26 protein-coding genes and 1 pseudogene are annotated in these 25462 nt (G+C 66.3%); 11 read left to right on the top strand and 16 right to left on the bottom strand.

Translation table 11 applies throughout. The features are described from left to right. Nucleotides 1-44: 44 nt before the first annotated feature. The gene (locus tag NKH51_RS09415) at nt 45-1124 is read right to left on the bottom strand and encodes a Vms1/Ankzf1 family peptidyl-tRNA hydrolase (RefSeq protein ID WP_254761436.1); all 1080 of its coding nucleotides are present in this window, start codon (nt 1122-1124) and stop codon (nt 45-47) included. 112 nt (nt 1125-1236) lie between these two features. Further along, the gene (gene dcd, locus NKH51_RS09410; RefSeq protein WP_254761435.1) at nt 1237-1839 is read right to left on the bottom strand and encodes a dCTP deaminase; all 603 of its coding nucleotides are present in this window, start codon (nt 1837-1839) and stop codon (nt 1237-1239) included. A 200-nt stretch (nt 1840-2039) separates the two neighbouring features. Here dcd and NKH51_RS09405 point away from each other — a divergent pair, with 200 nt between their 5' ends. Together NKH51_RS09405 and pth2 are read left to right on the top strand one after the other, a co-directional pair. Beyond that, entirely contained in the window at nt 2040-2855 is an 816-nt protein-coding gene (locus tag NKH51_RS09405) for a hypothetical protein (RefSeq protein ID WP_254761434.1), read from the top strand. Nucleotides 2856-2939: 84 nt separating this feature from the next. Beyond that, nucleotides 2940-3278 carry a peptidyl-tRNA hydrolase Pth2 gene (gene pth2, locus NKH51_RS09400; RefSeq protein WP_254761433.1) on the top strand — a complete coding sequence of 113 codons (339 nt, stop codon included), beginning with the start codon at nt 2940-2942 and terminating at the stop codon, nt 3276-3278. Here pth2 and NKH51_RS09395 read toward each other — a convergent pair. Continuing rightward, nucleotides 3275-4255 (bottom strand): DMT family transporter, encoded by a 981-nt coding sequence (locus NKH51_RS09395; protein ID WP_254761432.1) that lies wholly within the window; start codon nt 4253-4255, stop codon nt 3275-3277. The genes pth2 and NKH51_RS09395 overlap by 4 nt on opposite strands. A gap of 235 nt (nt 4256-4490) precedes the next feature. Here NKH51_RS09395 and NKH51_RS09390 point away from each other — a divergent pair, with 235 nt between their 5' ends. Continuing rightward, complete coding sequence (locus NKH51_RS09390) at nt 4491-5285, top strand: helix-turn-helix transcriptional regulator (protein ID WP_254761431.1); 795 nt, start codon at nt 4491-4493, stop codon at nt 5283-5285. Nucleotides 5286-5306: 21 nt separating this feature from the next. Here NKH51_RS09390 and NKH51_RS09385 read toward each other — a convergent pair whose 3' ends face one another. After that, nucleotides 5307-6968 (bottom strand): spermidine synthase, encoded by a 1662-nt coding sequence (locus NKH51_RS09385; protein WP_254761430.1) that lies wholly within the window; start codon nt 6966-6968, stop codon nt 5307-5309. Nucleotides 6969-7198: 230 nt separating this feature from the next. Here NKH51_RS09385 and NKH51_RS09380 point away from each other — a divergent pair, with 230 nt between their 5' ends. Then, complete coding sequence (locus NKH51_RS09380) at nt 7199-9148, top strand: hypothetical protein (RefSeq protein ID WP_254761429.1); 1950 nt, start codon at nt 7199-7201, stop codon at nt 9146-9148. A gap of 37 nt (nt 9149-9185) precedes the next feature. On the opposite strand, the gene NKH51_RS09375 is transcribed toward NKH51_RS09380, so the two are convergent. The 3 genes from NKH51_RS09375 to NKH51_RS09365 form a co-directional block, all read right to left on the bottom strand. Continuing rightward, nucleotides 9186-10385, bottom strand: coding sequence for a redox-regulated ATPase YchF (locus NKH51_RS09375; protein WP_254761428.1), 1200 nt, complete (start codon nt 10383-10385; stop codon nt 9186-9188). A 125-nt stretch (nt 10386-10510) separates the two neighbouring features. Then, the gene (locus NKH51_RS09370) at nt 10511-11485 is read right to left on the bottom strand and encodes an ArsA family ATPase (RefSeq protein ID WP_254761427.1); all 975 of its coding nucleotides are present in this window, start codon (nt 11483-11485) and stop codon (nt 10511-10513) included. Then, complete coding sequence (locus NKH51_RS09365) at nt 11485-11781, bottom strand: DUF7990 family protein (protein WP_254761426.1); 297 nt, start codon at nt 11779-11781, stop codon at nt 11485-11487. Before NKH51_RS09365 ends, NKH51_RS09370 begins: the two co-directional genes overlap by 1 nt. 73 nt (nt 11782-11854) lie before the next feature. Here NKH51_RS09365 and NKH51_RS09360 point away from each other — a divergent pair, with 73 nt between their 5' ends. Beyond that, nucleotides 11855-13120 carry a CobW family GTP-binding protein gene (locus tag NKH51_RS09360; protein WP_254761425.1) on the top strand — a complete coding sequence of 422 codons (1266 nt, stop codon included), beginning with the start codon at nt 11855-11857 and terminating at the stop codon, nt 13118-13120. Nucleotides 13121-13135: 15 nt separating this feature from the next. Here NKH51_RS09360 and NKH51_RS09355 read toward each other — a convergent pair whose 3' ends face one another. Together NKH51_RS09355 and NKH51_RS09350 are read right to left on the bottom strand one after the other, a co-directional pair. Beyond that, nucleotides 13136-13339: a hypothetical protein gene (locus NKH51_RS09355; protein WP_254761424.1), complete on the bottom strand. Its 204-nt coding sequence runs from the start codon at nt 13337-13339 to the stop codon at nt 13136-13138. A 100-nt stretch (nt 13340-13439) separates the two neighbouring features. Further along, nucleotides 13440-13754 carry a hypothetical protein gene (locus tag NKH51_RS09350; RefSeq protein WP_254761423.1) on the bottom strand — a complete coding sequence of 105 codons (315 nt, stop codon included), beginning with the start codon at nt 13752-13754 and terminating at the stop codon, nt 13440-13442. Between the two features lie 136 nt (nt 13755-13890). Between NKH51_RS09350 and NKH51_RS09345 the strand changes: the two genes are divergently transcribed. Next, nucleotides 13891-14115 (top strand): DUF8107 family protein, encoded by a 225-nt coding sequence (locus NKH51_RS09345; RefSeq protein WP_254761422.1) that lies wholly within the window; start codon nt 13891-13893, stop codon nt 14113-14115. 26 nt (nt 14116-14141) lie between these two features. Here the strand turns inward: NKH51_RS09345 and NKH51_RS09340 are convergent, their stop codons facing one another. After that, nucleotides 14142-14366: a DUF8007 family protein gene (locus NKH51_RS09340; protein WP_486632920.1), complete on the bottom strand. Its 225-nt coding sequence runs from the start codon at nt 14364-14366 to the stop codon at nt 14142-14144. Nucleotides 14367-14560: 194 nt separating this feature from the next. Between NKH51_RS09340 and NKH51_RS09335 the strand changes: the two genes are divergently transcribed. Continuing rightward, entirely contained in the window at nt 14561-15169 is a 609-nt protein-coding gene (locus NKH51_RS09335) for a DUF8052 family protein (protein ID WP_254761420.1), read from the top strand. Nucleotides 15170-15225: 56 nt separating this feature from the next. Here the strand turns inward: NKH51_RS09335 and NKH51_RS09330 are convergent, their stop codons facing one another. Continuing rightward, nucleotides 15226-17076, bottom strand: coding sequence for a carbon starvation CstA family protein (locus NKH51_RS09330; RefSeq protein WP_254761419.1), 1851 nt, complete (start codon nt 17074-17076; stop codon nt 15226-15228). Nucleotides 17077-17365: 289 nt separating this feature from the next. Next, on the bottom strand, nt 17366-18433 hold the full coding sequence (locus NKH51_RS09325; protein WP_254761418.1) for a pyridoxal-phosphate-dependent aminotransferase family protein: 1068 nt from the start codon (nt 18431-18433) through the stop codon (nt 17366-17368). A gap of 146 nt (nt 18434-18579) precedes the next feature. Between NKH51_RS09325 and NKH51_RS09320 the strand changes: the two genes are divergently transcribed. From NKH51_RS09320 to NKH51_RS09310, 3 genes are all read left to right on the top strand, one after another. Next, on the top strand, nt 18580-19242 hold the full coding sequence (locus tag NKH51_RS09320) for a class I SAM-dependent methyltransferase (RefSeq protein WP_254761417.1): 663 nt from the start codon (nt 18580-18582) through the stop codon (nt 19240-19242). A gap of 80 nt (nt 19243-19322) precedes the next feature. Continuing rightward, nucleotides 19323-19763 (top strand): universal stress protein, encoded by a 441-nt coding sequence (locus NKH51_RS09315; protein ID WP_254761416.1) that lies wholly within the window; start codon nt 19323-19325, stop codon nt 19761-19763. A gap of 214 nt (nt 19764-19977) precedes the next feature. Continuing rightward, the gene (locus tag NKH51_RS09310) at nt 19978-20604 is read left to right on the top strand and encodes a phosphoribosyltransferase (RefSeq protein WP_254761415.1); all 627 of its coding nucleotides are present in this window, start codon (nt 19978-19980) and stop codon (nt 20602-20604) included. A gap of 67 nt (nt 20605-20671) precedes the next feature. On the opposite strand, the gene NKH51_RS09305 is transcribed toward NKH51_RS09310, so the two are convergent. From NKH51_RS09305 to NKH51_RS09290, 4 genes and pseudogenes are all read right to left on the bottom strand, one after another. After that, nucleotides 20672-20845 (bottom strand): DUF7556 family protein, encoded by a 174-nt coding sequence (locus NKH51_RS09305; RefSeq protein ID WP_254761414.1) that lies wholly within the window; start codon nt 20843-20845, stop codon nt 20672-20674. Between the two features lie 129 nt (nt 20846-20974). Further along, a pseudogene (locus NKH51_RS09300) lies at nt 20975-21192 on the bottom strand (DUF2196 domain-containing protein). Between the two features lie 117 nt (nt 21193-21309). Then, nucleotides 21310-21711, bottom strand: coding sequence for a peptide-methionine (R)-S-oxide reductase MsrB (gene msrB / locus NKH51_RS09295; RefSeq protein WP_254761413.1), 402 nt, complete (start codon nt 21709-21711; stop codon nt 21310-21312). Between the two features lie 688 nt (nt 21712-22399). Then, a complete protein-coding gene (locus tag NKH51_RS09290) occupies nt 22400-23626 on the bottom strand; it encodes a carboxypeptidase-like regulatory domain-containing protein (protein ID WP_254761412.1) in 1227 nt (408 codons plus the stop codon). A 156-nt stretch (nt 23627-23782) separates the two neighbouring features. On the opposite strand from NKH51_RS09290, the gene NKH51_RS09285 reads away from it, so the two are divergent. Further along, complete coding sequence (locus tag NKH51_RS09285) at nt 23783-25384, top strand: bacterio-opsin activator domain-containing protein (RefSeq protein ID WP_254765098.1); 1602 nt, start codon at nt 23783-23785, stop codon at nt 25382-25384. Nucleotides 25385-25462: the final 78 nt, after the last annotated feature.

The following is a 25462-nucleotide window of genomic DNA, read 5'->3' as shown; positions in this document are numbered from 1 at the left end:
AAGGCCGGTCGATCGTCACGGGGATCGAGCGCCCGGTGTGGCCGTCAGTCGACCGGAAACCGCAGCAGGGCACCGAGCCCGTCGAACGCCTCGCGGAACCGCTCGCCGTCGGGGAAGTCCGCCGGAACGACGACCGTCTCACCGCCCTGTTCGAGCGTCCGGTCGCCGAACTCCTGTAGCTGCGCTCCCTCGAGCGCCGTCGAGAGCAACAGCGTCTCGACCGCGTCGTACGCGAGGGCGTCGTCGACTTCCTCGCGGCCGTAGGCGACGGGTACCTCGTCGTCTCGCAGCCCCTCGAAGAACGTCTCGAGCGTCTCGCGCGCGTCGCTTCGGTCGCGCTCGTCGATGGCGTCTTGGCCGCGCTCGGCCAGTTGACGAAGGCCCTGTTCGGTGGCGTACTCGACGGCGAACTCGCCGAGCAGGTCCTCGGCGAGGCGGTGATCGAGGTCGGCTTCGTCGCGGAACTCCTCGATGGTGCCGGTGGTACCCCCGAGCAACACGCCGTCGACAGGCTCGCCCTCGACGAACTCGAGGCGGGCGCGCTCGGCGACCGCGTCGAAAAAGTCGCGCTTCTGGCGTTCGCGGTCGCGCTCGAAGCGCTCGGCCGATTGCCCGCCCGCGCTCGACTTGCCGGGCACGTCGCTGTCGAACGTCTCGATGGGCTCGACGCCGTCGCCGCGCAGCCGGCCCAGCGCGGCCCCACCGCGCTCGACGACCAGCAGCCCGTAGGTCGCGTCGGGGCCGGTCACGTTCTCGAGGGGCTCGAGGTCGAACTCGTTGCCGTGGTCGTAGGTCCCCTCGTCGATGGTGACGGGCAGGTCGTCGAAGGTGGCGGTGACGAGGTCGCCGTCGACGACGCCGGCGTAGAGGACGAGCCCGTCCTCGGGGACCTCTTCGTACTCGTTCAGTCGGCTCCGAACGTCGTCGAGGGCTTCCTCGAGCGGTTTGGGAACCGGTCGGTCGTCGCGCTGCGTCGCTTCGGCGTAGTCGGTCTCGACGGGCCGGCGCGCCTCGCCGATCGACTGGTCGGGCGGGACGGCCAGCGTGACGAGTACGTCGCGGTCCGCCGATGCGGCCGAGAGCCGGTCGAGTCGCTCGTGGAGTTCGTAGTTCGCGCGGGACATGCGTGTCAGGTGTGGCGTCTATACCGGTCTAGAACCGACTCGAGGGTGAATCCCCTGCCGGCAGCCGACGGTGATCGGGCCACGCCGGCCCGCTCGAAACGCGAATCGCGGGTCAGTCGTCGCGCTCGAGTTGGTCGCCGCCGAACTCGTCGTCGCTCTGGATGCGCGAAGCCTGCGGGCCGTCCTGGTCTTGGTACTTCGAGCCGCGTTCGCTGCCGTAGGGGCGTTCGGCTTCCGTTTTGAGCTCCGTGAAGGTGAGCTGGGAGATTCGCATGCCGGGCGTGAGCGCGACGGGTGCGCTGCCGAGGTTGGAGAGTTCGAGGGTGATCTGGCCGCGGTAGCCGGGGTCACAGAGGCCGGCCGTCGCGTGGACGACGATGGCGAGCCGACCCAGGGAGGACCGGCCCTCGACGTGGGCGATCAGGTCCGCGGGAATCTCGACGCGTTCGTGGGTCGTTCCCAGCACGAAGTCGCCGGGATGGAGGATAAAGTCGTCGCCCTCGTCGACGATCGTCTCGGTGACGTACTCGCCGACCTCCCGTTCCGAGTCGGGGTGGATGCAGGGGATGTTCGTCCGCTGGAACTCGAGGAACTCCCGTCCGAGCCGGAGGTCGATACTGGCGGGCTGGATCTGCAGGTCCGGATCGTCGAGCGGTTCGACGACGAGGTCGCCCTCCTCGAGGCGCTTCAGGATGTCCGCGTCGGAGAGGATCATATCCAGTAGGAGCGAACATGGGGTCCTAATTCCGTCGGTCCGCGCTCGGTCGGGCAATCGTTCGGCCGCCGGCCGCTGGACGTCGTGGCAGCGCCGCGCCGGCGATCGGTCCGGTTGTGCCCGTCCGAACACGTGGACGGCTTGATATTCTCTCTCAGACGGCCTAATCGGTTATTACGCTCTATCGCAAAGAGCGCCGCATGGACGGGATGCAGGACCGATTTACCGGAGCGACCAGTGTTCTGCACCAGCGAGCGGTCCGAGTGCCGCTCCCCGATCGGGAAGCCGAGCGAGTCTTCCACGAGAACATGCTGACCGTAGCGGACGCTCGAGAGCGGAAGGCAGACCTGCTCGCGGATCCCGACGTACCGGTGCTGAACGCCTACGAAGCGGAACGCGATCGGATCGCCGAGAGCTTCAAGCGACGACTCCGACGGATCGCCGGCGACGATTACCGGGAGGTCGCGATGGCGTACAACCGCGGCGAGCGAGACGACCGGATCGGCGCGCTCGCGGCGTACTACTTCGAGGGCGCGTGGCGGATCCAACAGCGGACCACGATAACGGATATGCTGTTCTCCCCGCTCATCCTCCGCTATCCCGACTGCTTTACGATGAACATCCGGTTCGCGAGCAGCTACGCAACGCCGAAATCGATCCGCTACGAGTCCCCGGCACACTCCTCGGCGGAGTTGAGCGACGAGCACGTCGAGCAGTACTACGAGGAGAGCCTCTACTCCCAACAGCAGGCCGCGACGTATCTCCGGGAGACGGCCCAGATCATCCGCGAGGAGTTCCCCGACCCCGACGAGACGCCGTTCGAAGAGCGCAAGTACGGCGGGGTCGTCTCGGCCGGCGGCCGTCGGGGATCGACGTTCTCGGTGTTCCTCGAGCGCGTCGAGCCCGACCCCGATCGGTTCTCGGACGCGGTCGACGAACCAACGCTCGTCGAGACGGGCCCGGAGGCGAGACGGACGGAACGGGAACTCGGCCTCGAGAACGAACTCGTCTACTGAGCGGCCACCACCGCGTTCGATCGGCGACCGGGCGTCGCCGACGGTATAGTCACCGCTAAAGGGCTACCCCTCCTCGAGTCGGCCATGAAACAGGCCATCGTCGCCCGCACGGACATCGGCATGGGACAGGGAAAGCTCGCCGCGCAGGTCGCCCACGCGTCGCTGTCGGCCTACGAGAAGGCCGATAGCCAGTTGCAATCGCAGTGGAAGCAGGGCGGCCAGAAGAAGGTCGTCCTGAAAGGAAAAAGCGAGCGCCAGCTACACGAACTCTCTGAGATCGCCGAACAAGCGGGGATTCCCACCGCCATCGTCCGCGACGCCGGTCACACGCAACTCGAGCCCGGTACCGTCACCGCGCTGGCGGTCGGGCCGGCCGCGGACGACCGTGTGGATAGCGTGACCGGCGAACTCTCGCTTTTCTAATCGGAGCGGTAGCCACGCGGTTCCTCTCTGACCGTCGACTCGTCGTCGGTTCGCGGCGCGTCGGTGAGAACGCTCGGGAGCAGCGAACCGAAATCGATCGACGCGCTGCCCAGCACGACGAAGCCGGCGAAGATCGTCAGGAAACCGGCGACCGCAAGGGCGTCGACGGTCTCGCCGAGCAGCGCCCAGCCGCCGAGCGTCGAGACGACGGGGACGACGTAGAAGATCAGGTTCGCGCGGATCGCGCCGGTCTCGTCGATGAGACCGAAGTAGGCGATGTAGGCGAGCACGCCCGCGAAGAGGCTGACGTAGCCAAGCGCGAGGAGCGCTTCCGGGGTCCACTCGATCGCCGCCGCCGACTCGCCGCCGGACCAGGCCAGGAAGTGACACAGCGCCGCGGCGAAGGGCAGCCCCCAGGCGACGCGGACCGTACTCGAGAGGTCGCTGTCGGCCCGCCGGATGAGGACGGCCCCGAGCGCGGCGCTGACCGCGCCGGCGAACAGGATCCCCTTGCCGCCGGCCCCGCCCAGCAGGTTCGCGGGATCGGGACTGACCACGAGGCTGACGCCGAGCAGGCCCAGCCCCATGCCGGCCGCCCCGCGGGCGGAGAGGCGCTCGTCGGCGAGCAACACCGCGGCGAAGACGGGGGTCAGAACGGGACTGAGGCTGAAGACGATCGAGGAGACGGCGCTCGAGACGTACCCTTGACCGACGAACAGCAGTGCGTTCGCCAGGCCGATGGAGAGGACGCCGGTCGCGAGGATGCCGACGGCGTCGTCGCGCGTCCGCGGGAGCAGTTCCGCCCGCGAGGAGGTCCAGCCGACGTAGGCCAGCATGACGACGGCGGCGACGTCGAACCGGAGCGCGACGAACAGCAGCGGCGGGAAGTAGGCGAGGCCGGCCTTCGCGGCGACGAACGTCCCGCCGAAGAACAGACTCGAGAGCGCGAAGAACGCGAGGGTGCGGCGGGAGACCATTTACGCCGTCACCTCCGTCCGTACCGTCTGCGCCCTCGGAACGGAGGGCACACTGAGAACGGGAATCATCATACTACTCCGTACGAGCACCGGGGTTATAGTTTCGTTCAGAAACTATTTCATGGTAAGAAAATGCCGCGGATCGAGAAACAATGGGCCGCCCCGACACCCTCACACGTCGTGCAATCATTTCACGCCGCGAAAGCGGTTTACCGCGGGGGGACGAGGAGACGGTATGGAGTCGGCACTCGAGGAGATCGAGTTCCTCGCGCTCTCGGCGAACCGCGTCGACGTGCTCAGGTTGCTCTCGGCGGGACGGCGGACGCGAACCGAACTCGCGGCCGAGACCGGGGCCTCACAGGCGACGCTGGGGCGCATCCTCGGGGACTTCGAGGACCGATCGTGGATCAGACGCGACGGCGGCGGCTACGTCGCGACGGCGACCGGGCGGCTCGTCGCGGAGGGCTTTACCGATCTACAGGAGATCCTCGAGACCGAGGGTAAGCTACGCGATATCGTGGACTACCTGCCGACCCACGCGATGGACGTCGACCTCCGGCGGCTCGCGGATGCGACGATCACCGTCCCGAGCGCGACCCGGCCGAACGCGCCGCTGGGACGGCTGCTCGACGTGCTCGAGGACGGCGCGGATGTCCGGACGTTCTCTCACACGTTCAACGAACAGACCCTAAGCGTCGTCCGCGAGCGCGTGACCGACGGCGAGCAGCGGTTTCGGGGCGTGTTCGGCCGCAGCGCGATCGACGCGCTGGCCGACGATGCGGCGCTCCGAGGGCAACTCGAGGCGCTGCTCGCGGCCGAGGGTGCCGAGATCAGGGTCCGCGAGGAGGGCGTGCCGATCGCGGTGATGCTCGTCGACGACCTCGTCTATCTGCTCTTGCGTGACGAGACAGGCATCCTGCGGGCCTCCGTCGACACCGACGACGACGCCGTGCGCGCGTGGGCCGCGGACGCGCTCGACCACTACTGGCGGACGGCGACGCCGCTCGAGTCCGACGCGCTGTCGGAGTGACGATCGAGATCGAGTGAGGGGCTACGCCGGCGCTGGCTGGGATCCCATCGACACCGCCGGCTCGAGCGTCGGCGCGGGCCGCGCGAGCGTCGCCGGCTGCGGCCCGGCCGCGAGCGACGACGCGGGTTCGGTCCGGCGCTCGCCGTCGGTCTGCTCGATGACGTACTCCTGGCCGATCGTCGACGACTGGAGTTCGCCGACGGGCGCGTGGTCTTCGGTTAGCATCGGCACGTCTTCGGTGGCGGGCGCGTGCATGTAGCCGTCGATCTCGCCGCGTAGGTCGATCGCGAGGTCCCGGTTTTCGTTTCGCGTCGCGAGTTCGGCTTCGGTGAAGTCGGTATCCGCCTTCGTCGCGACGACTTCGATGTTCTGGACCGAGCTCCAACTCGAGGTACGGAAGCTGTACGTCGATGCGAACGCCTCGTCGATCGTCTTGTACTGCGCTCGGTAGAACGCCGAGCCGCTGCCGCTGGGCGCGGCGATGACGTTCGCCATGAAGACGCCGTCCTCGTCTAAGTGGTCCTCGGCGAGTTCCATGAAGCCGAGCTGGGTCAGGTGGATCGGAACCTGGTCCTTCTGGTAGGCGTCGAGGACGATCAGATCGTATTTCTTCTCGGTGTTCTGGAGGAACACCCGCCCGTCTTCGGTGTGTGCGGTCAGGTTCTCGCTCTCCTCGAGGCGGAAGTACTCCTTGGCGGTCCGGGTCACCTTGGGGTCGAGTTCGACGACATCGACGTCGACGCCGTAGGAGCGCTCGAAGTCTTTGGGGCCGGTATACCCGCCCCCGCCGATGAACAGCACGTCCTCGACTTCCCCCGGATCGTCGACCATCAGCATCGGGATGTGGAAGTACCGCGTGTACTCGAAGACGTGCCGATCGGGATCGTCGAGGTCCATCGCGCTGTGGCGGGCCCCGTCGAGATACAGCGTCCGCACGCCGTCGTTGTCGACGACCTCGAGTTCCTGATAGGCCGTCTGGGTCTGGTAGACCACGTCGCCGCGGTGGTCGAACGCGACCGGACCGATGCCGGCCGCGACGACGAGCAATACGGCGACGGCGACGCTGGCCGACGCCGGCTCCGGCGAGAGAGTGGGGAGCGTGAGCCCGAACGCGGTTCCCACGAGGATGAGCCCGAACAGGAAGCCGATCATGTCGATGCCGAGCGCGGGAATGAGGACGTACGTCGTCGCGCCCGCGCCGACGATGCTGCCGATGGTACCGAGCGCGTAGACGTGGCCCGACGCCTCGCCGATCCCCTCCTTCTGGGAGAGCTCGGCCGCGTAGGGGCTGATGAAACCGAGCAGGTACGTCGGCGGTCCGAAGAGGACGAGCACGGCCGGCAGCGAGGCGTAGCGCGTTGGCAACGGCAGCATCGACGCCGAGAGTAGCAGTTGGTCGCTGCCGTAGACGACGATGGCGACGTACCCCGCGGTCCCCAGCATGAGCCAGCTCATGCGTCGGTTCGACGCCGTCTCGGCGTGCTTGCCGCCCTGCCAGTAGCCCAGACTCAGCGCGGCGAGGAAGACGGTGATGATGCTCCCCCAGGTGTAGATACTGCTCCCGAACTGGGGTGCGATGATCCGCCCTGCGAGGATCTCCAGTCCCATGCTGGTGACGCCGGAGACGAACACCGCGACCTCGGGTTTCGTCGGCCGATACGCAGCAGCCTGCCCCATACTCATTACCGGGACAAAGGGGGCCCGGGACGTGTACCTGTCGCCTTATCGCGGCAACCGCTTGCACGCAAGCGGCGCGGGTGCACTACCCCGGGCGATTCGTCTCGACGAAATCGTCGCCGCGTGTTCGGTCGCGTGCCAGACGAGCCGTACTACACCGGTGCACTATGACTCCTGTTCACTACCCATAAAGTAATGAAAACATACTTGTTTTTTCGACAACAACTCCGCCTCGTATGCCGCAGTATCCCCGCCGAACCCTCCTCGGTGGTATTGGCACGACGATGGCGCTCGGACTGGCAGGCATCACTGCCAGTTGGGCGAACGCGGACGCAGACGCAGTCACCGAACGTGATTCCGCTGACGCGCCAAGTTTCGACGCCCTCCTCGATCACCTCCCGGCCTCGGTCGCGACGGAGCCGATGACGCTGTCGGTGGTGGACCTTGAGCGACGGCGCGAGGCGAACGAGCCCTACGAGCCGACCGCGACTACCGGCCGATTTCGAATCGACGACGATGATGTCGCCAAACAGGCTGTCGTCTACTCGATGAACGGCGATTTCACCCGGCCCATCACGGTTCTGGCCGGCGATATCGACCTCGAGGGCGACGGCGAGTCCCGCGAAACCGATGGCGGCATCACGTACGACCGCTACGAGGCCGGCGATCAGGTCGCCGCGGTCACGGCCGACACCGTCATCATTGCACAGGACGCGGCCACGCTTGCGGACGCTGTCGCCGCGGGCGCGGGCGACGTTGACCGGCTCCTCGACACAAAGCCCCTGCTTGAGGAAGCGTTCGGTGTCTACGAGGACGCCGACGGGTATGCCATCAACGTCGGGTCCGTGGCCCAATCACTGGAAATCGATGCGACCGTCGAATACACCGTCCGGGCACTGACGGTCCTCGGTCCGGATACGATGGCGATGGACTTCGCGATCTCCTTTACCGACGAAGACGACGTGACCCGCGAACTCGCCGAGCGTCTCGAAGGGGAGTTCGCGTATACGGCGACGACTGACGAGCCGACGGCCGAGATCGACGGCAGCCTCGTCACCGTCTCTGTGAAACGCGACCTCGCGGCAGAACGGGCCGCACAGGAACACGACAGCCCCAGTTCGCTCCGAGCCGAGCGCGATATCGACCTCGAGGACGAGTACCTCGAACTCGAGGTCGGCTACGGCGATCCGACCCCGATCGAGGACCTCACGTTGGAAGTCGACGACGAGGAGTACGACCGCGATATCTGGACCAACGGCCACGGAACCCTCGCGGAGGGCGATACGATCCTGATCGAGACCGACGATGTCGAACCGAACCTCTCGGTGACGCTCACCCACGATCACGAATACGGCTCGAGTTCGAGTACGACGACGCTCCTCAACTACTTCCGATTCGACTTCGCGTACGATCCCGACGCGAAGCGACTCGACATCGAGTACGCCGATACCTTCCCCCTCGACGGCGACGAGGTGTCGCTCGCGGTCTACGAGGAGCGGCCCAGCTACGGCTTCCGCGAGGACGAGCCCGAGCCGACGAGAACGGCCCAGCCCTGGACGGGAACCACGATGGAGTCCGGCGACGACGCGACGCTCGAGGGCATCGAACCGGGGCAGGTGGTCTACGTCTGCTGGGAGGAGCCGGGCTACCGAGAGAGCCTCTCGAGCCACCGAGCTCGGCCGCCAGGCACCGTCGAGTACGAGTACGAGTACGAGAGTAAATCGCTCTCGGCGACACTCGAACTCGAGGGTGACACCGAACGGCCCGCGTCAGCGTACGAACTCCTGATCGGCGGCGAGCCCGCTGACACGCAGTGGGCGGACGAGGCCGACACCGTCGCTTCGGGCGCGACGATCGAAGTCGACTCCGTTCCGGTCGGTGCCGACGTCGAGGTCGTCTGGGGCGAGGACGACGTCCGCGTGGGCAGAGTGCATCCGCAACCGACGGTCGACCTCGAGTTCACCGACGACGGCGGGATCGAACACGCCGGCGGCGATTCGGTGCCCGCCTCGAAGCTCCGAGTGCGCGTCTGGACCGAAGGAGACAACGTCGAGATCGACCTTGCGGACGAGATCGACGGCGACTTCGAGAACGGCGACACCGTTCCCATCGACGTCTCGGAGCCAGAGGGGGTCAATCTGATCTACGAAGGGAACCACTACATCGGCTACGCGTATCAGGAGTGAGAGACGGGCCGGCCGGCGGCCGTTCCGGGTCGACGGCTCAGTTCGTCGTGATGACCTCGATCACGTCCCGCGATTCGACCTCGTAGTCCTTGCCGAGTTGGCGGTTCGTCCGACAGTCGATGGCGTGTAAGAAGCCGTCGCCGATGTCGGAGTGGAGGCTGTATGCGAAGTCCTCCGCGGTCGAGTTCGGCGGGATCAGGTAACAGTCCGGCAGCACCTCGCCGCGTTCGTTCCCCAGGCCGTTCGCGCCGCCGGGAAACACCGGCGTCACGCCGAGCACGTCGAACAGCGCCGTCTCGAGGGCTGCCTGCACGCCCGTCGCGCCGTACACCGTCAGAAAGTCGCGGATCTGCTCGAGCCCCTGCTCTTGCTCGCCGGAGATATCGCCCGTGATATCGAAGTCCGTATCACCGGGGCGGTAGTCGACGACGCCGGCCTTCTCGGCCGATTTCAGGGCCTTCTCGGCGTGGGCGCTACAGGGGACGATCGTCAGGTGATCGTAGTCGGGATCGCTCGTGATCTCCTCGTAGTGTTCCTGCGCCTCGGGCGTGTCCATCTTGTTTGCCGCGATCACCATCGGCTTGGTCTCCTTGCGGATCTCGCGGGCGAGTTCGAGTTCGTCCTCGTCGTCCCACTCGTCGGGGTCGAAGCCGATATCGACGCGCCGGATCAGGCGCTTGATCTCGTCTTCGTTGGTCTTGAACGCGCTCATCTGCTCGGCGAGTTCCTCCTCGATGGCGTCGTCATCGGTCGTGTAGCCCGTCTCGTAGCGTTCGATCCCCTTCTGTAAGATGCCCAGATACCACTGGTCGAGTTCCTCCTCGAGGAAGGCGATGTCCTCGCGCGGGTCGTGGCCCTCGGTGGGCTCGCCCTCGGCGTCGGTCGTCCCGGAGAAGTCGACGACGTGGACGAGCACGTCGGTCTCGTTTAAGTCCGAGAGGAACTGATTGCCGAGCCCGTTGCCCTCGTGTGCGCCGGGGATCAGGCCGGCCACGTCGACGAGCTTCGTCGGGACGAATCGCGTGCCGTGCTCGCAGAAGCCGACGTTGGGCGTACACTCTTCGTCGAACTCCGGGGCGGCGCAGTCGACGCGGACGTAGGCCTCGCCCACGCTGGGGTCGATGGTCGTGAACGGATAGGCCCCTTCGGGCACGTCGTTCATCGTCGCCGCGTTGAAAAAGGAGGACTTGCCGACGGACGGTTTGCCGACGAGTCCGATCCGGTAACTCGTACTCATTGTCCATCCCTCGGACGGCCGAGCTAAACGGGTTTTGTTCCGCTCTCAGGGTGGTATGCGGAGACGTGGCAGGACCGTCGGGTCGGCGCAAAGACGGGGCTCGAGGAACAAGCGGCCGACTCGAGCTACACGTGCGTCGGCGGTTCGGTGGCCGTCTCGATGTCGAGTTCGGCCGCCACGTCGTCGAGCAGGTCGCCTTTGACCTCCGAGCTTCGCCAGCCGATCTCGGCGACCAACGGCGGTCGGAACTCGGCGCGGATCGTCTCGAGGCGCTCCGTTTCGGTCTCGACGCGCTCGCGGAGGTAGCGCGCGCCGCGGCCGTTCTCGTCGGAATCGGGCGACGGCGTGAGCTTGTTTGCGACGAGCCCGCGGACCGACAGGTCCTGCTCTTGCAGACCGTCGATCGCGCGCCGGGTCTCGTTGAGCGAGAGTTCGTCGGGGTTCATGACGAGGAAGAAGGCGGCGTCGTCGTGCAGCGCCGAGCCCGCGAACTCGAAGAACCCCCTTCGCTCCTGCAGTCGCGCGAGCACGGGGTCGCCCTCCATCACGCGCCGGGGCTCGTTGTTGCCGACCGCGGCCTTCTCGAAGAGGTCGATGCTCGTCCGGCGCTTGTGCATCAGCCGGTCGATCCACCCCTCGAGCAGGTCCGGCAGGCCGAGCAAGCGGAGCGTGCTGCCCGTCGGCGAGGTGTCGAAGACGACCCGGTCGTAGGCCTCCGCGTTGCGCATCACGTCGACGAACCGGTCGAACAGCGCCGACTCGTAGGCCCCCGGCGTCCCGTGGGCCATCTCGAGTTGGCGGTTGATCTCGTTGACCATCGACGCGGACACCTGCTCCGAGAGGTCTTGGCGGATCTCGTCTAAGTGACGCGTCACCTCGTCTTCGGGGTCGATCTGCATGGCGTCGAGTCCGTCGATGCCCTCGACGGACTGCGGCGAGTCGTCGAACGGCTGATCGAACACGTCGGTGACGGAGTGGGCCGGGTCAGTCGAGACGACGAGCGTTCGATTGCCGTCGCGCGCACAGCGCAGCGCGTAGGCACACGAGACGGTCGTCTTGCCGACGCCGCCTTTGCCGCCGAAGAAGACGAACGGTTCCATCAGAAGTGGTACTGCTGTCCCTTGCGTTCGATGTACGAGTCCCGGTCCCACAGCCGTCGCTCCCACGACTCGAACTCGTCCTCGAGGTAGGGCAGTAGCTCCGAGGTGTAGTACGAGACCGGCGACGGAATGCCGAAGGCGTCCGGGAAACACGCGAGGATAAACGCGTCCTCGGTGTCTTCGGCTTCCTTCTCGATCTTCTCGTAGGCCGGGTGCGAGATCATCCCGTGGTAGAGCCCTCGCAGCCACTCCTCGAGCGTCTCGCGAAACGTTTCGATCCGGTCTGCCAGCTCCATGCCCGTCTCTCGGGGCCGAATGCTAAAAACTCTCATGATCGATTTCAAGTCGCTTCGGCCCCACCGTGCGAGCATGGACACGGGAACGGACGAGGCGATTCCGGTGACGATCCTCTCCGGGAGTCTGGGCGCCGGGAAGACGACGCTGCTCAACCACCTGCTGTCGACCGCCGGCGACCGGACGCTTGCGGTGCTGGTCAACGACATGGGCGAGGTCAACGTCGACGCCGAACTCGTCGCCGAAGGCTCGGAGCTCGAACTCGACGACGGCGTCGCGGAGCTCTCGAACGGCTGTATCTGCTGTGAGCTTCAGGACGACCTCGAGACCGCCGTGGTCAGGCTGGCCCGCGACCGGTCGTTCGACCACCTGATCGTCGAGTCGTCGGGTATCTCCGAGCCCGCGCCCGTCGCACGGCTGTTCACCACCGAATCCCGCGTCGCGGCGCTGTACGACGTGGATACGCTTGTGACCGTGCTCGATACGCCCGCGTTCCTCGAGGCCTTCGGCGGCGAGGGAGTCCCTGAGCGCCGCGGCGACGAGGGCGATCGGCCGCTCTCGGACCTGCTCGTCGAACAGGTCGAGGTCTCGAACCTCGTCTTGCTCAACAAGGCCGATCTCTGTTCCGATGCGGAACTCGAGGAGGCCGAGGAGCTCGTCAGCGCGCTCCAGCCCGATGCCGAGACGATTCGCACGGAGTTCTCGGCGGTCGATTCCGACCGACTGCTCGGCGCGGGGCTGTTCGATCCGAAGCGGGTGAACGATCTGCCGGGCTGGAAGCGAGCGCTCGAGTCGGCCGAAGACGACAGCGGACACGCCGACGATGGGCACGCGCACGGACGTGGCGACGACGCGCACGACCACGTCGAAGGCGAGGGCCACCACGGCCACCACCATCCCGACGAGGTCTACGGCGTCTCGTCGTTCGTCTTCCGCTGCCGCCGACCGTTCCACCCCAAGCGATTCGCCGCGTTTCTCGAGGAACTTCCAAGCGAGATCGTCCGCTCGAAGGGCACCGCCTGGCTCGCCGGCAACGAGATGCGGATGACGATCGCACAGGCCGGCCCGTCGATCAGGGCCACCGCGCAGGGGCCGTGGATCGCGAGCCTCCCCGAAGTCGAGCGCGACATGTACCGGTCGAACCGGCCGAACCTCGAGTGGGACGACGAACACGGCGACCGCCGGACCGAACTCGTCTTCATCGGCACGGCGTACGACGAGGCGGCCCTCCGGGCGGGGCTTGAGGACGCGCTGGTCACCGACGAGGAGTGGAAAGACGCCGCTCTCGAAACCCGCTTTCCCGACGAGCAAGGCGAGGAAGCGGTCGTCCGCGAGCCCTGAACCGCGTTCGCAGTCTCAACACGCGCAGTCGCGACCGGTCGCGCGCTCGAAGCGCATCTCCGCGCCGCAGTCCGGACAGACCGGCTCCCCCTCGAGGTCGACGTCCCTGATTCGAACGTCGCAGTCGTCACACCAATAGGCACCCTTCGAGCCGTCGTCGGGACGACTCTGTGGTGCGGGCGAGGTGAGCGCCGCTTTCATCGAGTCGATGAGTCCCATAGGGGCCGTACGTCGGCCGCGCCCATAATTCATGGGCCACTGTGACACGCCCCCTCCGGCCCGCGTCCGACCTCGCCGCGCGAAGCCGAGTCCGACGAACTCAACCGACGAGCAGGGGGACGGCGAGCGCGACGATGAGCGCCGTCAGAATTGGGATGAGGTAGAACAGCCGCTGCGCGCGCAGCGCCGACGGGACGAGCGCGTCCGGATCCGCGTTCCACACCTGTCGGTAGAAGGCTGCCGCAGCCGCGAGAACGAACAACGCGGCGGAGGCCGTGATTCCCGTCTCGAGCGATACCCCGAGCGCCTGGCCGTACAGCGGGCCGAACGACAGCAGGATCATAAAGGCGAGCCCGACGACCACGACGAACGGGACCGGATCGACGGGGACGCCAGCGCGATTTCGAAGGGGCATAGGAGACGTACTCCCTCGAGAGACAAAGAGCTATACCGCCGCCCGGAGCCGTCGGCCCGACGCTTTCGACCGGTTCACCGAACGGGCGTGCGATCCGCCAGCGAACAGTTAAGTGGTGCTGTCGTCGTCTCCCTGTATGAGCAACGGTGACTCGGAACGGGAGGGGTTCGAGGCGGGCGTCTCGTCCTCGCGGGGCGACCCGCGCGTGCTGCTCGCGATGAACGCCGTCCTGTCGACGCTGTTCGCGTGGACGATCGTCTGGGGGCTGGCGTTTCTGGATTTCCTCGAGTTCGGTCTCGTCAACGTCGCCACGGCGGCGATCGTGCTGTTCGCGATGACGTATCTCGTGACGATGTCGTGACCGCTCGTAAGAACGTTCCCGCTGGGCTATCGGCCGTAGATAAGGCGGCGACCGATGTCGTCGATCCGGTCGGTCACGCGGCCGGCCCAGGCGGCCGGCGAAACGCGTCGGAGCGTCTCGTCGTCGATCTCGATCGCGCTCTCGGCGAACGGATCTCGCCGCTTCTCGTCGTCCTCGTCGCCGGACGAGGCGACATCGACGACCGTCGACATCGAGCATCGGCCGCAGGATTCGGTCTGTTTGCCACCCATGGTAGCTTCTTGCACGCTAGTTCGGTCCCGACGAGTAAAAACTGTCGCCCGCCTTGTTTCGCGCGATACCGATGCCACCGACGCTTATTTGATAGCCCGACGGTAACCGGTGGTATGCGAAAACGAGCCATGGAACCGAACGAACCCGAACCGGCGTGGGGGCGCGAACGACCGGTACCGGCCGTCACCACGTCATGAGCGAGCGCGCAGCACCGGCGGACTTACCGGCAGAGATCCGCGAGGCCGTCCCCGACTGGGACGACGAGTATCTCGATCGGGTCTCCGACCGGCTGATGTACAACTACGACCTCGAGAAGGACCACCGAACCGGCGGCGAGCGCTGGGACCTCTACGGTGAGATGCGCGTGCGGAGCCAGAAGCAGTTCTTCCATCCGGCGCTTTCCTACGCCGACCACGAGGCCGAGGAGTACCTGTTCGCCCGGCGCGAGACGCGGCCCACCGTGGCGGAACTCGAGCGTCTCGTCGACCTGGGTCACGACCTCGCGGACGAACGCGTCGTTCCCGACGAGGAACATTTCGGGACGGACTTCACGTTCGTCCTCGTGGCGGACGAGCTATCGGACGAGGTCCGCGAGTTCGTCTCCGGCTTCCGCGATCGGACGCTCCTGAAGTTCGGCTACCACGGCCACTACGAGGTGAATCTGGTCGTCGTCGTTCCCGACGCCGAAGACCACGTCGCCAGCGAGGCCGCTGACGCCGCGGAGGCGTTTACCCTCTGGGACGACGTGACGACGCCCGATGAGGGCTTCTTTTCGCGGATCGCGAAGCGATTCTGGCAGTAGTCGATTCTCTCTCTCGAGACTTCGCTTCGGTCGATAAAAACCGGAGACGCAGCGCGTTAGTCGTCGCTCGGTTCGGCAGCGGGTGCTCCGGGTTCACGGCGGACGCGGCTGATGTTCCGATAGCCGAGCCTGACGAGCGCGAGCGCCAGGCCGATGAGGACGAGTCCGAGGATCATCTGTACGCCGGCCGAGAGTTGCCCCTCGATCGATCCCGCCCCGCCCTGCAGCAGGTTCAGGTAGAGGTTCTCGTAGAACACCAAGATTAGCAGCCCGAGGACGGTGATCGTGACCATGATCGCCATCGGGACGCCGGTCGAGACGAGCTGTTTGTTGTCGTCCCAGTTGGCGAGCCAGACGGTCGCGGTCAGCAACGCCAGCGCCGCGAGCAGCTGATTCGCGCCGCCGAACAGCTGCCAGAGGACGACCCACTGGCCGGAGACGACGAGCAGGTACGCCGGGATGATCTGCACGAGCGGGTTCGTGTACCGACCGCGCGCGATCGAGGCTGGGTCGGCGTTCAGTCCCGTATCGGTCCGTCCCGCAGGCGTGCCGACGATCTCCTCCATCATGTACCGACCGAGACGAACGGCCGTGTCGGTCGAGGTCAGTAGGAAGCTACAGAGCACGAGCGCCATGAAGACGGCCCCGACCGTCTCGGGGACGCCGAGGCTCGTGAGGATGAGGCCGCCGCCGGACGCGAAGTTCGGCAGCGCGGCGCCAATCCCGCCGGCCGGATCGGCGAAGCCCCACACTGCGAGCGTCGAAAGGGCGACCGCGGCGAGCAGCCCTTCGCCGAGCATCCCGCCGTAGCCGATCAGGCGGGCGTCAGTCTCGTTGTCGAGTTGTTTGGCGGTCGTCCCCGAGGAGACCAGCGAGTGGAATCCGCTGATCGTCCCGCAGGCAATCGTGATGAACAGCAGCGGGAACAGCGGCGCGTAGCCGGCCGCATCGACGCCCCAGAAGCCTTCGAACGCGCCGATGGAGCTGTCGATGACGAGCGGTTCGGCCGACGTGCCGAGGAACGTTCCGACGACGATCGCCACGATTGCCCCGCCGACGCCTGCATACAGCAGGAACGACGACAGGTAGTCTCGCGGCTGTAGCAACACCCAGACCGGAAGTGCACTCGCGATCGCGGCATAGACCATCACGAGTGGAATCCAGGCTGCGGTGTTCGCTCCGAGTGCACCCGCGCCGGGCACCCACGATCCCTCGCCGCCCAAGAGGACGATCACAGAGAGATCCGCGGTGCGCTCGGCAGTCGGCTGGAAGAGCGCAATCGGAAACTGGATCCCAACCCAGACGGCCGCGAACACGCCCGCGACGAAGACGACCGTCCCGGGGATGAACGGGCCGTTGAACTGGTACAGGTACACCCCAAACGCCAGCGCCAGCAGGATGTAGATGAACGATGCCGTTACCACCTCCGGATACGCGTTGAAGACGATCCCAACGACCAGCGCGAACACCGCGACGACGAGGATGATCGTCAGGAACGCGAACCACAGCAGCATGTTCTTCCCGCTCTCGCCGACGTACTCGCCGATGATGTAGCCGACCGACTTCCCCTCGTGGCGGAGACTGCCTGACAGTGAGACGAAGTCATGAACCGCCCCCATCAGCGGGTTCCCGATGGCGATCCACAGCAACGCAGGAACCCAGCCCCAGATCGCGCCGGCCGTGATCGGGCCGACGATGGGCGCACCACCCGCGATGCTCGAGTAGTGGTGGCCCAATAACACCGGTTTTTTCGATGGTACGTACTCCTGTCCGTCCTCGTATTTGTGTGCCGGCGTCTCCGCCTCCTCGTCGAGTTCGACGAACTGCGTGAGGTATCTCGAGTACCCCACGTAGCCGGCGGTAAACGTGACCAGTACTGCCGCGATGATCCATATAACCTGTGTCATGGTAACCCCACGCGAACTAAGGGTGTGCATAAACCTTAATTGTTATTTATAATTTTTGTGTTGACCGCCGGCATTTTTTAACGTAACGTGTCTGTGGAATACTGATTGAAGCTGAATGACCGTTCCAATTGGCAATATCTAATCACGATTCCGACAGACTAGCTGTGACAACCTTGTGATTGTTCTCGGCTCGGTTCCGACCGCCGAAACCGTTCAGCGAACAGCGTCGTCGCTTCGCAGCGAAGTGAGTTCTCTCAGCCACCGCGACATACCGATCGACGATCTCGGATCAGTCGAGAACGGCCGCGAGCGCGTCCATCGTCCGCTCGACGCGGTCGACACGCGCGTTGTGGCCCATGTGTCCGACGCGGAGCACGTCGTCCTCGAGATCGCCGAGCCCCGTCGCGAGGACGACATCGTGCTCGTCGGCCAGTTCGCGCTGGAGATCCTCGGCGCGTCCCTCGACCTCGAGCGCGGTCACCGTCGGCGAGGCGGTCGCGTCGTCGGGGTACAGCGCCAGCCCGAGGTCGTCTGCCCGCTCGCGGCACCGCGTCGCAGCGTTCTCGTGGCGCTCGAAGACGGTCTCGAGGCCCTCCTCGAGCAGCAGGTCGATCGCCGCGTCGAGCCCGTAGAGGTTCGCCGAGAGGTGCGTGTAGGGGAACCACTCCTCGTCGGCGGCGTCGCGCCACGGCTCGAGGTCGGTGTACAGCGACGGCGTCTCGAAGGATTCGATCTTCTCCCAAGCCCGGTCGCTGACCGAGGCGACGGTCAGCCCCGGCGTCGCGCTGAAACACTTCTGGGAGGCGCCGAGACAGATATCGATCAGGTCGGTCGGCACCGGCGTCCCGCCGAGCGAGGAGACCGCGTCGACGACGCTTACCACGTCGTAGTCGTCGCACAGTTCGAGAGCCGGCTCGAGGTCGTTGAGCACGCCGGTCGGCGTCTCGCAGTGGACCATCGTGGCCACGTCGAACTCGCCGTCCGCGAGGTGGGACTCGACTTGCTCGAGGTCGATCGGTTCGCGCCACGCTGCGTCACAGACCACCGCCTCGCCGTCGGCCATCTCGACGAAGTCGGCGAACCCCTCGCCGTAGAGGCCGTTCGCGATACAGAGCACCCGATCGCCGGGCTCGACCAGCGACGCGACGGCGGCCTCGAGCCCGAGGATACCCTCGCCGCCGAGGATCACGATGTCGTCGTCGCCGTAGATCGCCTCGAGTTTCTCGGTCAGGTCGCGGTAAAACGCGAAGAACTCGGGTTCGACATCGGGGTTGGGCGTCGGTTCTGCCATGCGCTCGCGGACGGCCGTCGGAACCTCGGTCGGGCCGGGGGTCATGCGCAGTCGATCATCGGTCATACGCGTGTCACCGAGGGGTCCCGGCATAAAACCACTCGAGACGCTCGGCGGCATCGAACGCGCCGATCGCGTTTGCGAACGCCGAACGGCCCCGTTCGACAGAAACGAGTATCAGTCCCGCCGTCGTCGGTCGGACCGAGAACGCCATGGCAGACTGTACGCTGCGGCGTACGATGGGGGAACGACGGATCGACCACCCGGTGTTCGCGGCACTTTACGACCGGTTCGTGCCCGATCGACTCCTGTTCGGCCCACACCGCGAGTACCTCGCGGCCGACCTCTCGGGTCGGGTCCTCGACCTCGGTGCGGGAACGGGCGCGATGATACCGTACGTGGCCGACGCCGGCGGCGACGACCTCGAGTACCACGCGGTCGAACCTGATCCGAACATGCGCCGTCGAGCGGCGGCGACGGCCGAGCGATCGCCCATGCAAGTCCACCTCCGTGGCGATCGGGCGGAGTCGCTGCCCTACGTCAACGACGCCTTCGATACCGTGCTCTCGAGTCTCGTCTTCTGTACGATCGGCGACCCCGACGCCGCCATAGACGAGGTCGCCCGCGTCCTGCGGCCGGGCGGCGAACTGCGCTTCGTAGAGCACGTCCGCAACGATGGCTGGCGCGCGCGGGTACAGGATCGGCTGAACCCCGTCTGGGAGCGGGCGGCCGCCGGCTGTCAACTGAACCGTGAGACGGTCGAACGGTTCGTCGGCCATGACGCGCTCGACGTCCTCGAGATCGAGCGGCTGCGACTCGGTCTCTTCCCGGCGACGCCGATCGTCCGAGGGCGACTCCGGCGGCGACACGACTGATCGACCAAACGTTCGCTCGTAGCTGACTGACACGGGATCGTGAGACAGTCGTTAAGCCCGGTTCCGTGGTACCGTGGCGCATGGCACGGAAGACGTTAGTCGCCGTCGACGGCTCACCCCAGTCCGAGGCGGCGCTCGCGTACGCGCTCGAGGAAGTCCCTGAATCGGCGATCACAGCCCTGCACGTCGTTCAGTTACCGGAGGGGTACTGGGCGTCGTTCGCCAGTTCGGAAGCGGAGTTGCCCGGGTACGAGCAGGCACAGGAGCGCGGCCGAACGCTGCTCGCGGAGGCCGTCGAGGCGGCCGCCGAGGGAGACCGCGAGATCCAGACCGCCGTCGTCTCGGGGAAGCCGGCTCGAGAGATCGTCGACTACGCCGTGGAGAACGATTTCGACCAGATCGTCATCGGGAGCCACGGCCGACACGGCATCGACCGCGTTCTGCTCGGAAGCGTCTCCGAAATCGTGGTCCGTCGCGCGCCGATGCCGGTCGTCGTCGTCCACGAGCAACCCGATGGGTAGCCCGACCGTTCGGCCGAGCGTCCCGTCCGCTCGCGGCGATCCGAGCAGCGGATCGTCTCCGGAATCCGCTCGAGGACGTCCTCGGAGCCGGTCCACAGCGCCACCCACCGAGCGCACGGTCTGGTTCGGATACGCGACGCTGCCGGAGTCGGGCGACCCCGGCGTATGCGACGTAAACGCATAGTAGGCTGCCGTCGTACTTCCCTGCGAGACCATGTACGACGATCGAACCGACGCCGGCGAGCGGCTCGCAACGGAACTCGAGCGCCGCGATGTCCGGGCCGACATCGTCCTCGGCATCCCGCGCGGCGCGCTGCCGGTCGCTCGACCGGTCGCGGACGCGCTCGACGCCGACCTCGATGTCGTCGTCGCGCGCAAGATGGGGGCACCGCAGAACCCGGAAGTGGCACTGGGGGCCGTCGCCAGCGACGGCAGCGTCTGGTACAACGACGACCTGATCGATCGGCTGAATCCGTCGGCGGAGTACCTTGAGGAGATCCGCGCCGAAGAGGCCGACAACGCCCGCGAGAAAGCCGATCGGTACCGCGCGACGGGAGGGTTCCCGGACCTGCGTGGGAACCGCGTCGTGGTCGTCGACGACGGCGTCGCGACCGGCGCAACCGCGACTGCCTGCCTTCGGCAGGTCCAAGAGGCCGGCGCGGACTGGATCGCGCTGGCCGTTCCTGTCGGCTCTCCGCTCGCCCTCGGCGACCTAGAGCGAGAGGCCGACGCGGTGATCGCCCTACAGACGCCCGCGAACTTCCGAGCCGTGGGTCAGTATTACCGGGACTTCGGACAGGTAACCGACGCGGAGGCGATCGAGTACCTCGATCGGGGATAGCGCGCCGATCGCCGCGTCACCCGACGCTGTCGGTCGGTGTCCGTCGGGAAAAAGCGCTCGGAGCGGGTTACCGGCACTCCTCACGCGTCACGGCCGCCGACTCGGGGACGGCGAGCCAGGCGTCGTCTCGAGCGATGTCGGCGATGACGAGGTGCGACCGTCCGTCGATCTCGTCGACTGCTGCTACTACTTCGCTCGCTGCCCCCACCTGCCGTTCGACCGACGTCGCTTCGGGTGCCATACTCACGTATTTCTGCACTTCAACCATGAATGTGTCGGAATGGGTCCGATAGTGTGTTGAAGAACGAATAAAAATGTGTATTTACGCCCAGGATGCGGTGCAATATCGGATTATGGTTGAAGAACGGAATTAGCAGTATGCGCCCCTTTCACTCGTGACCGACGACCGAACGCGGCCGACGCCGCCTTTCAGTTCGACGTGCGGTCTCTCGGGCTCGTCACCGTAGACCGTCCCGTCTTCGCCGACGAGCGGCTCCGAATCCTCGGACTGCGGTCCGCGTCGTCCTATACGAGTTCGACGGTCATTCCCTGTCGTAGTCCCTCGGCTGTCGGTCGGTCGTTGGACATGGCTCGAGACAGGACTGGTACCTGCAAAGGGGTGATGCCTGCACTCGCTAGCCGATCGCTCGGGCCGTCGAACTCGCCGCGCTCCGTCCTCGAGCGTCAGGACAGCCGGTTGCTCGCTCACTCCTCGTCGAACTCGAGGGCGACGGAGTTGATGCAGTAGCGCTTGCCGGTCGGGTCGGGTCCGTCTTCGAAGACGTGGCCGAGGTGACCGCCGCAGTCGGCACACAGGACTTCGGTCCGACGCATGCCGTGGCTGGTGTCGAGTCGGGTTTCGACTCGTTCGTCGTCGACATCGTAGAAACTCGGCCAGCCACAGCCCGACTCGAATTTCGTCTCGGAGTCGAACAGTTCGGCTCCGCAGCCGGCACAGGCGTAGGTGCCGTCGTCTTTGTGATCGACGTACTCGCCGCTGAACGGCGCTTCGGTGCCGGCCTCGCGGAGGATTCGGTACTCTTCGTCGCTCAGCGTCTCCCGCCACTCGTCGTCGCTCGTCGACGCGCGATCTGCCTCGTTGCTCATGGGTTTCGGTAGGGGCGAGACACTCAAGAGTCTGTCTGCGCACTCGCAGCTGTCGTCGCCGGCGACGACAGCCGCTCGGAGCGTCGCACTCGACGGCCGGTCAGCGGCTCGTGATGACGTCCGTGCTCTCGCAGTTTGGACACTGGGTCATTCGACCGAGTTTCGGGACGACGATCCGCCGCCATTCGTCGTCTCCGCCCGGGGCTTCGAAGCCGCAGTTGCGACATCGCGACCGTTCGTGTAGAGCTGTGTCACTCGCCATGCCTCTGAGTATGCCATAGACCCCCATAGGAGTTTGTTCGATCGCGCGGAACTGTCACGGCGACCAACGGGTCGTGCGGCCGATCGGTGTGACGATCGGCCGCGACCGCGGTTGACAGGGGATGAGCGTGGACAACGCGATTCGGTCGAGCCGGTCCGACGCGACGCGAGCCGTCGTCGGATCGCCCGTCCGCTCGCGCGGATCTCGATCGGAGATCGCCTCGTCGGTTCGGCTCCCGCCTCGAGTACCTGTCCCGGGGCGACCGGTAGTCCGGCGAACCGCCCGAATCCGGTACTCGGCTCGTCGTCGGGTGGATCAGCGACCCAGCACGCCTGACCTCCGTGGAACCAGTCCACAAACGAATATATAAGCGTTTGTGAACGTCTCAGCCGGAGAGCACCACGCCGTCGACGGCGACTGCCGTGCTTATCGGCGTTGCCGAGCGACGAATCCGCCGACGACCGCGGCGATCGCAGCGATCGCGGCCGGCGATCCGAAGCCCGGCATTCCGTCGTCGGCCGGCGTATCAGCGCTCGAGTTCTCGCTTTCGCTCCCCTCGCCGCCGTTCGAATCGGCACCGTTCGGATCGACGCCCTCGACGACGACCGGACTCGAGGTCGTCCCGTCGGCCTCTGCCGTCAGTTCGAGCTCGCCCGCCGTCTCGATCGGAACCGTCGCGGCTCCCTCTGCGTTCGTCGTGGCGGCGCTCGAGCCGTCGAGGCGGACCGTCGCGCCCTCCACGGGCTCGCCGTACTCGTCGGTGACGGTCACGCTGACGGTTTCGCCGAGGAGGACGCGTTCGTTCGCGGACTCGACGGTCAGCATCGGCGTTCGTTCGATCCGATAGCTGCGGCTCGTGTCGGTCTCGCCGACCGTCAGTTGCCGCTCGTGTGTGCCGTAGCCGTCGCCCTCGATGCGAACGGTGTACTTGGTGTTGACTTGCAAGTCGATACTGCGCTCGCCTTTCTCGTTCGTCGAGAGCGTCGAGTCGCGCTTGCCATCGTGTAAGATGGTCACGTCGACCTCGAGTGGTTGCTCGAGCGTGCTGTCAGTGACTGCGAACGTGACCTCCGCGCTCCCGGACTCGATGTCGACGGTCGTGCTGTCGGTCGACGCCAGATCGACGGTCGTCGACCGCTCGTAGTAGCCGGGTTTGCGGACGGTCACGTCGTAGACGCCGGCCTCGATGTTCTCGACCGCGAAGGCGCCGTCGGCGTCGGTCGTCCCCGTCGCGGCCGCGCGGTCGTCGCCGACCTTGGTGAGCGTCACGGTCGCGTCGGCGACCGAGTCGCCGTCTTCCGTCACCGCGATCTCGCCGCCGGTCGGCGCGTGGACCTCGACGGTTCGAGTCGTGTGATCGGTCACGGCTCCGAGCCTCGCCGGATTGTTCAGGACGTAGTCGGCGTGCTCGACGGTCACCGAGACGTCCGCGCTCTTCGGAACGTCGATGAGCGTCTGCCCGTTCGAGGCCGTCGTCCCGGTCGCTTCTCCCCCATCCCACGATGCGGTCACCGCTGCGTCGCCGACGTCGTTGCCGGCGTCGTCGACGACGTGAACGGTTACCGTCACCCTCTCGGTCGATTGGGCCGCCCCGGCACCGACCAGCGGCACCAGGCAGACCGCCACGACGACGAGAAGTACGATGCGATTCATAGCTGCGGGTGGAGAGCGCATTCACTTAAATTTCTCCCTGTGAGTGTCTCTCGTTCCGAGACTATTTCACCCGGAACGATCCACCGGAGGGGACGACGCCGCGATAGCTGCAGCCAGCCGGGTTCGTTATGGGGCTGAAACCACAACTTACACTCGATGGACGCCAGCCACGATCTCGCCGCAGCGGCCTTCGAGACGCTTCCGATCACCGTGGCTATCATCGACGGCGACGGGGACATCCTGCTGACGAACCGCTCCTGGCGCGAGTTCGACTCGAGCGACACCGCCGAACACGTCGGTGTCAACTACCTCGCGACCGCCGCGACGGACGACGACGAGCACGCCCAGCGGGCGGTCGACGGGATCGAGGCCGTCCTCGCGGGCGACCGGGATTCGTTCGCGATGGAGTACCCCTGTCACACGCCCGATGAGCGGCAGTGGTTCATGATGCGGGCCAACCGGTTTACCGATCACGGCGAACTGTTCGTCTCCGTCATCCACCTCGAGATCACCGAGCGAAAGGTAGCCGAGATCGAGGCGGCGGAAAACGCCGAGCAGGTCCGCGAGGAGCGACGGGCGCTCGAGCACGTTCTCGACCGCGTCGACGGGTTGGTCCGCGATGTCACGGACGCCGCCGTCGGCGCGGGGACCCGAGGGGAGATCGAACGCGAGGTCTGCCGCCGACTCGCGGAGACCGATCCGTACGTCCTCGCCTGGGTCGGTCGCGTCGACGTGACGAATCAGCGGCTCTCGCCCCGCGAGTGGGCCAGCCGGGACGAGGTCCCCCTCGAGGACGACGAACTCGTTTTGCGGTCCGACGAGACCCATCCCGCCGTCAGAGCGGTCGAAGACGGCGAGGCGCAACTGATTCAGGATGTGGCGTCGTTCGACGACGCCGACCGGTGGTGGCCGTCGGGGGCCGGGGACCGCTTCCGGTCGGTCGCCGCGCTCCCCATCGCGTACGGTGACGTGACCTACGGCGTGCTCGTCGTGTTCGCCGACGAGCCCGACGCGTTCGACCAGCGCGAACTGCTCGTCCTCGAGTCGCTCTCCGGGACCGTCGCGACCGCGATGAACGCCCTCGAGACCAAGCGGATGCTCACGACCGAGCGCGTCGTCGCCACCGAGTTCACGATCGCGGACCCGTCCCTGCTCGTTACGGCGCTGTCGCGGGCCCTCGAGGCCGAGATCACGTATCGCGGGCTGACCTACGACCGCGACGGCACGCCGCTGGTGTTTCTGTACGCCGATTGCGAGGTCACCGCCGACGGCGTCGCGGAAGGAATCGGCGACGGCCGCGAGGTGACGGTCCTCTCGGGGGACGAAGACGGTTCGATCTTCGAGGTCACCGCCGAGGACGGTCTCGTGACGGCGCTGAGCGAGCACGGCGCGGTGATCCGGCGGTTGACGGCGGCGGCCGATGGGCCCGCGGAACTCGCCGTCGAACTGCCTGACGGCCGCGCGGCGCGCTCGGCCTACGACCTGCTGGAGCGTCGGTACGACCGCGTGGAACTCATCAGCTACCACGAACAGGAGGAGCCGGCACGAACGAGACGGGACGTGACGACGCAACTCGAGTCATCGCTGACCGATCGCCAGCTCACGGCGCTACGGACGGCCTACTACGCCAACTACTTCGAGTGGCCCCGCGACGTCTCGGGCGAGGAACTGGCCGAATCGATGGACATCTCTCGGTCGACGTTCCACCAGCACCTGCGGACCGCCCAGCGGAAGCTCCTCGACGAACTGTTCGACTAAAGCCCCTGAAACCGGCTCGGTAAACATAGTGAGGGGGTGATACTTTATATAGTCCTGTCGTAGGAGATACATCCCAGA

The sequence above is a fragment of the Natrinema marinum genome (assembly GCF_024296685.1).
GTDB lineage: Archaea > Halobacteriota > Halobacteria > Halobacteriales > Natrialbaceae > Natrinema > Natrinema marinum.
This window is presented reverse-complemented; position numbering and strand designations above follow the sequence as displayed.

What these genes read in the sequence shown, in the direction of transcription:
- NKH51_RS09415 (WP_254761436.1), bottom strand. Translation starts at nt 1,124, where the DNA reads ATGTCCCGCGCGAACTACGAACTCCACGAGCGACTCGACCGGCTCTCG.
- dcd (WP_254761435.1), bottom strand. Translation starts at nt 1,839, where the DNA reads ATGATCCTCTCCGACGCGGACATCCTGAAGCGCCTCGAGGAGGGCGAC.
- NKH51_RS09405 (WP_254761434.1), top strand. Translation starts at nt 2,040, where the DNA reads ATGGACGGGATGCAGGACCGATTTACCGGAGCGACCAGTGTTCTGCAC.
- pth2 (WP_254761433.1), top strand. Translation starts at nt 2,940, where the DNA reads ATGAAACAGGCCATCGTCGCCCGCACGGACATCGGCATGGGACAGGGA.
- NKH51_RS09395 (WP_254761432.1), bottom strand. Translation starts at nt 4,255, where the DNA reads ATGGTCTCCCGCCGCACCCTCGCGTTCTTCGCGCTCTCGAGTCTGTTC.
- NKH51_RS09390 (WP_254761431.1), top strand. Translation starts at nt 4,491, where the DNA reads ATGGAGTCGGCACTCGAGGAGATCGAGTTCCTCGCGCTCTCGGCGAAC.
- NKH51_RS09385 (WP_254761430.1), bottom strand. Translation starts at nt 6,968, where the DNA reads ATGAGTATGGGGCAGGCTGCTGCGTATCGGCCGACGAAACCCGAGGTC.
- NKH51_RS09380 (WP_254761429.1), top strand. Translation starts at nt 7,199, where the DNA reads ATGCCGCAGTATCCCCGCCGAACCCTCCTCGGTGGTATTGGCACGACG.
- NKH51_RS09375 (WP_254761428.1), bottom strand. Translation starts at nt 10,385, where the DNA reads ATGAGTACGAGTTACCGGATCGGACTCGTCGGCAAACCGTCCGTCGGC.
- NKH51_RS09370 (WP_254761427.1), bottom strand. Translation starts at nt 11,485, where the DNA reads ATGGAACCGTTCGTCTTCTTCGGCGGCAAAGGCGGCGTCGGCAAGACG.
- NKH51_RS09365 (WP_254761426.1), bottom strand. Translation starts at nt 11,781, where the DNA reads ATGGAGCTGGCAGACCGGATCGAAACGTTTCGCGAGACGCTCGAGGAG.
- NKH51_RS09360 (WP_254761425.1), top strand. Translation starts at nt 11,855, where the DNA reads ATGGACACGGGAACGGACGAGGCGATTCCGGTGACGATCCTCTCCGGG.
- NKH51_RS09355 (WP_254761424.1), bottom strand. Translation starts at nt 13,339, where the DNA reads ATGGGACTCATCGACTCGATGAAAGCGGCGCTCACCTCGCCCGCACCA.
- NKH51_RS09350 (WP_254761423.1), bottom strand. Translation starts at nt 13,754, where the DNA reads ATGCCCCTTCGAAATCGCGCTGGCGTCCCCGTCGATCCGGTCCCGTTC.
- NKH51_RS09345 (WP_254761422.1), top strand. Translation starts at nt 13,891, where the DNA reads ATGAGCAACGGTGACTCGGAACGGGAGGGGTTCGAGGCGGGCGTCTCG.
- NKH51_RS09340 (WP_486632920.1), bottom strand. Translation starts at nt 14,366, where the DNA reads ATGGGTGGCAAACAGACCGAATCCTGCGGCCGATGCTCGATGTCGACG.
- NKH51_RS09335 (WP_254761420.1), top strand. Translation starts at nt 14,561, where the DNA reads ATGAGCGAGCGCGCAGCACCGGCGGACTTACCGGCAGAGATCCGCGAG.
- NKH51_RS09330 (WP_254761419.1), bottom strand. Translation starts at nt 17,076, where the DNA reads ATGACACAGGTTATATGGATCATCGCGGCAGTACTGGTCACGTTTACC.
- NKH51_RS09325 (WP_254761418.1), bottom strand. Translation starts at nt 18,433, where the DNA reads ATGACCGATGATCGACTGCGCATGACCCCCGGCCCGACCGAGGTTCCG.
- NKH51_RS09320 (WP_254761417.1), top strand. Translation starts at nt 18,580, where the DNA reads ATGGCAGACTGTACGCTGCGGCGTACGATGGGGGAACGACGGATCGAC.
- NKH51_RS09315 (WP_254761416.1), top strand. Translation starts at nt 19,323, where the DNA reads ATGGCACGGAAGACGTTAGTCGCCGTCGACGGCTCACCCCAGTCCGAG.
- NKH51_RS09310 (WP_254761415.1), top strand. Translation starts at nt 19,978, where the DNA reads ATGTACGACGATCGAACCGACGCCGGCGAGCGGCTCGCAACGGAACTC.
- NKH51_RS09305 (WP_254761414.1), bottom strand. Translation starts at nt 20,845, where the DNA reads ATGGCACCCGAAGCGACGTCGGTCGAACGGCAGGTGGGGGCAGCGAGC.
- msrB (WP_254761413.1), bottom strand. Translation starts at nt 21,711, where the DNA reads ATGAGCAACGAGGCAGATCGCGCGTCGACGAGCGACGACGAGTGGCGG.
- NKH51_RS09290 (WP_254761412.1), bottom strand. Translation starts at nt 23,626, where the DNA reads ATGAATCGCATCGTACTTCTCGTCGTCGTGGCGGTCTGCCTGGTGCCG.
- NKH51_RS09285 (WP_254765098.1), top strand. Translation starts at nt 23,783, where the DNA reads ATGGACGCCAGCCACGATCTCGCCGCAGCGGCCTTCGAGACGCTTCCG.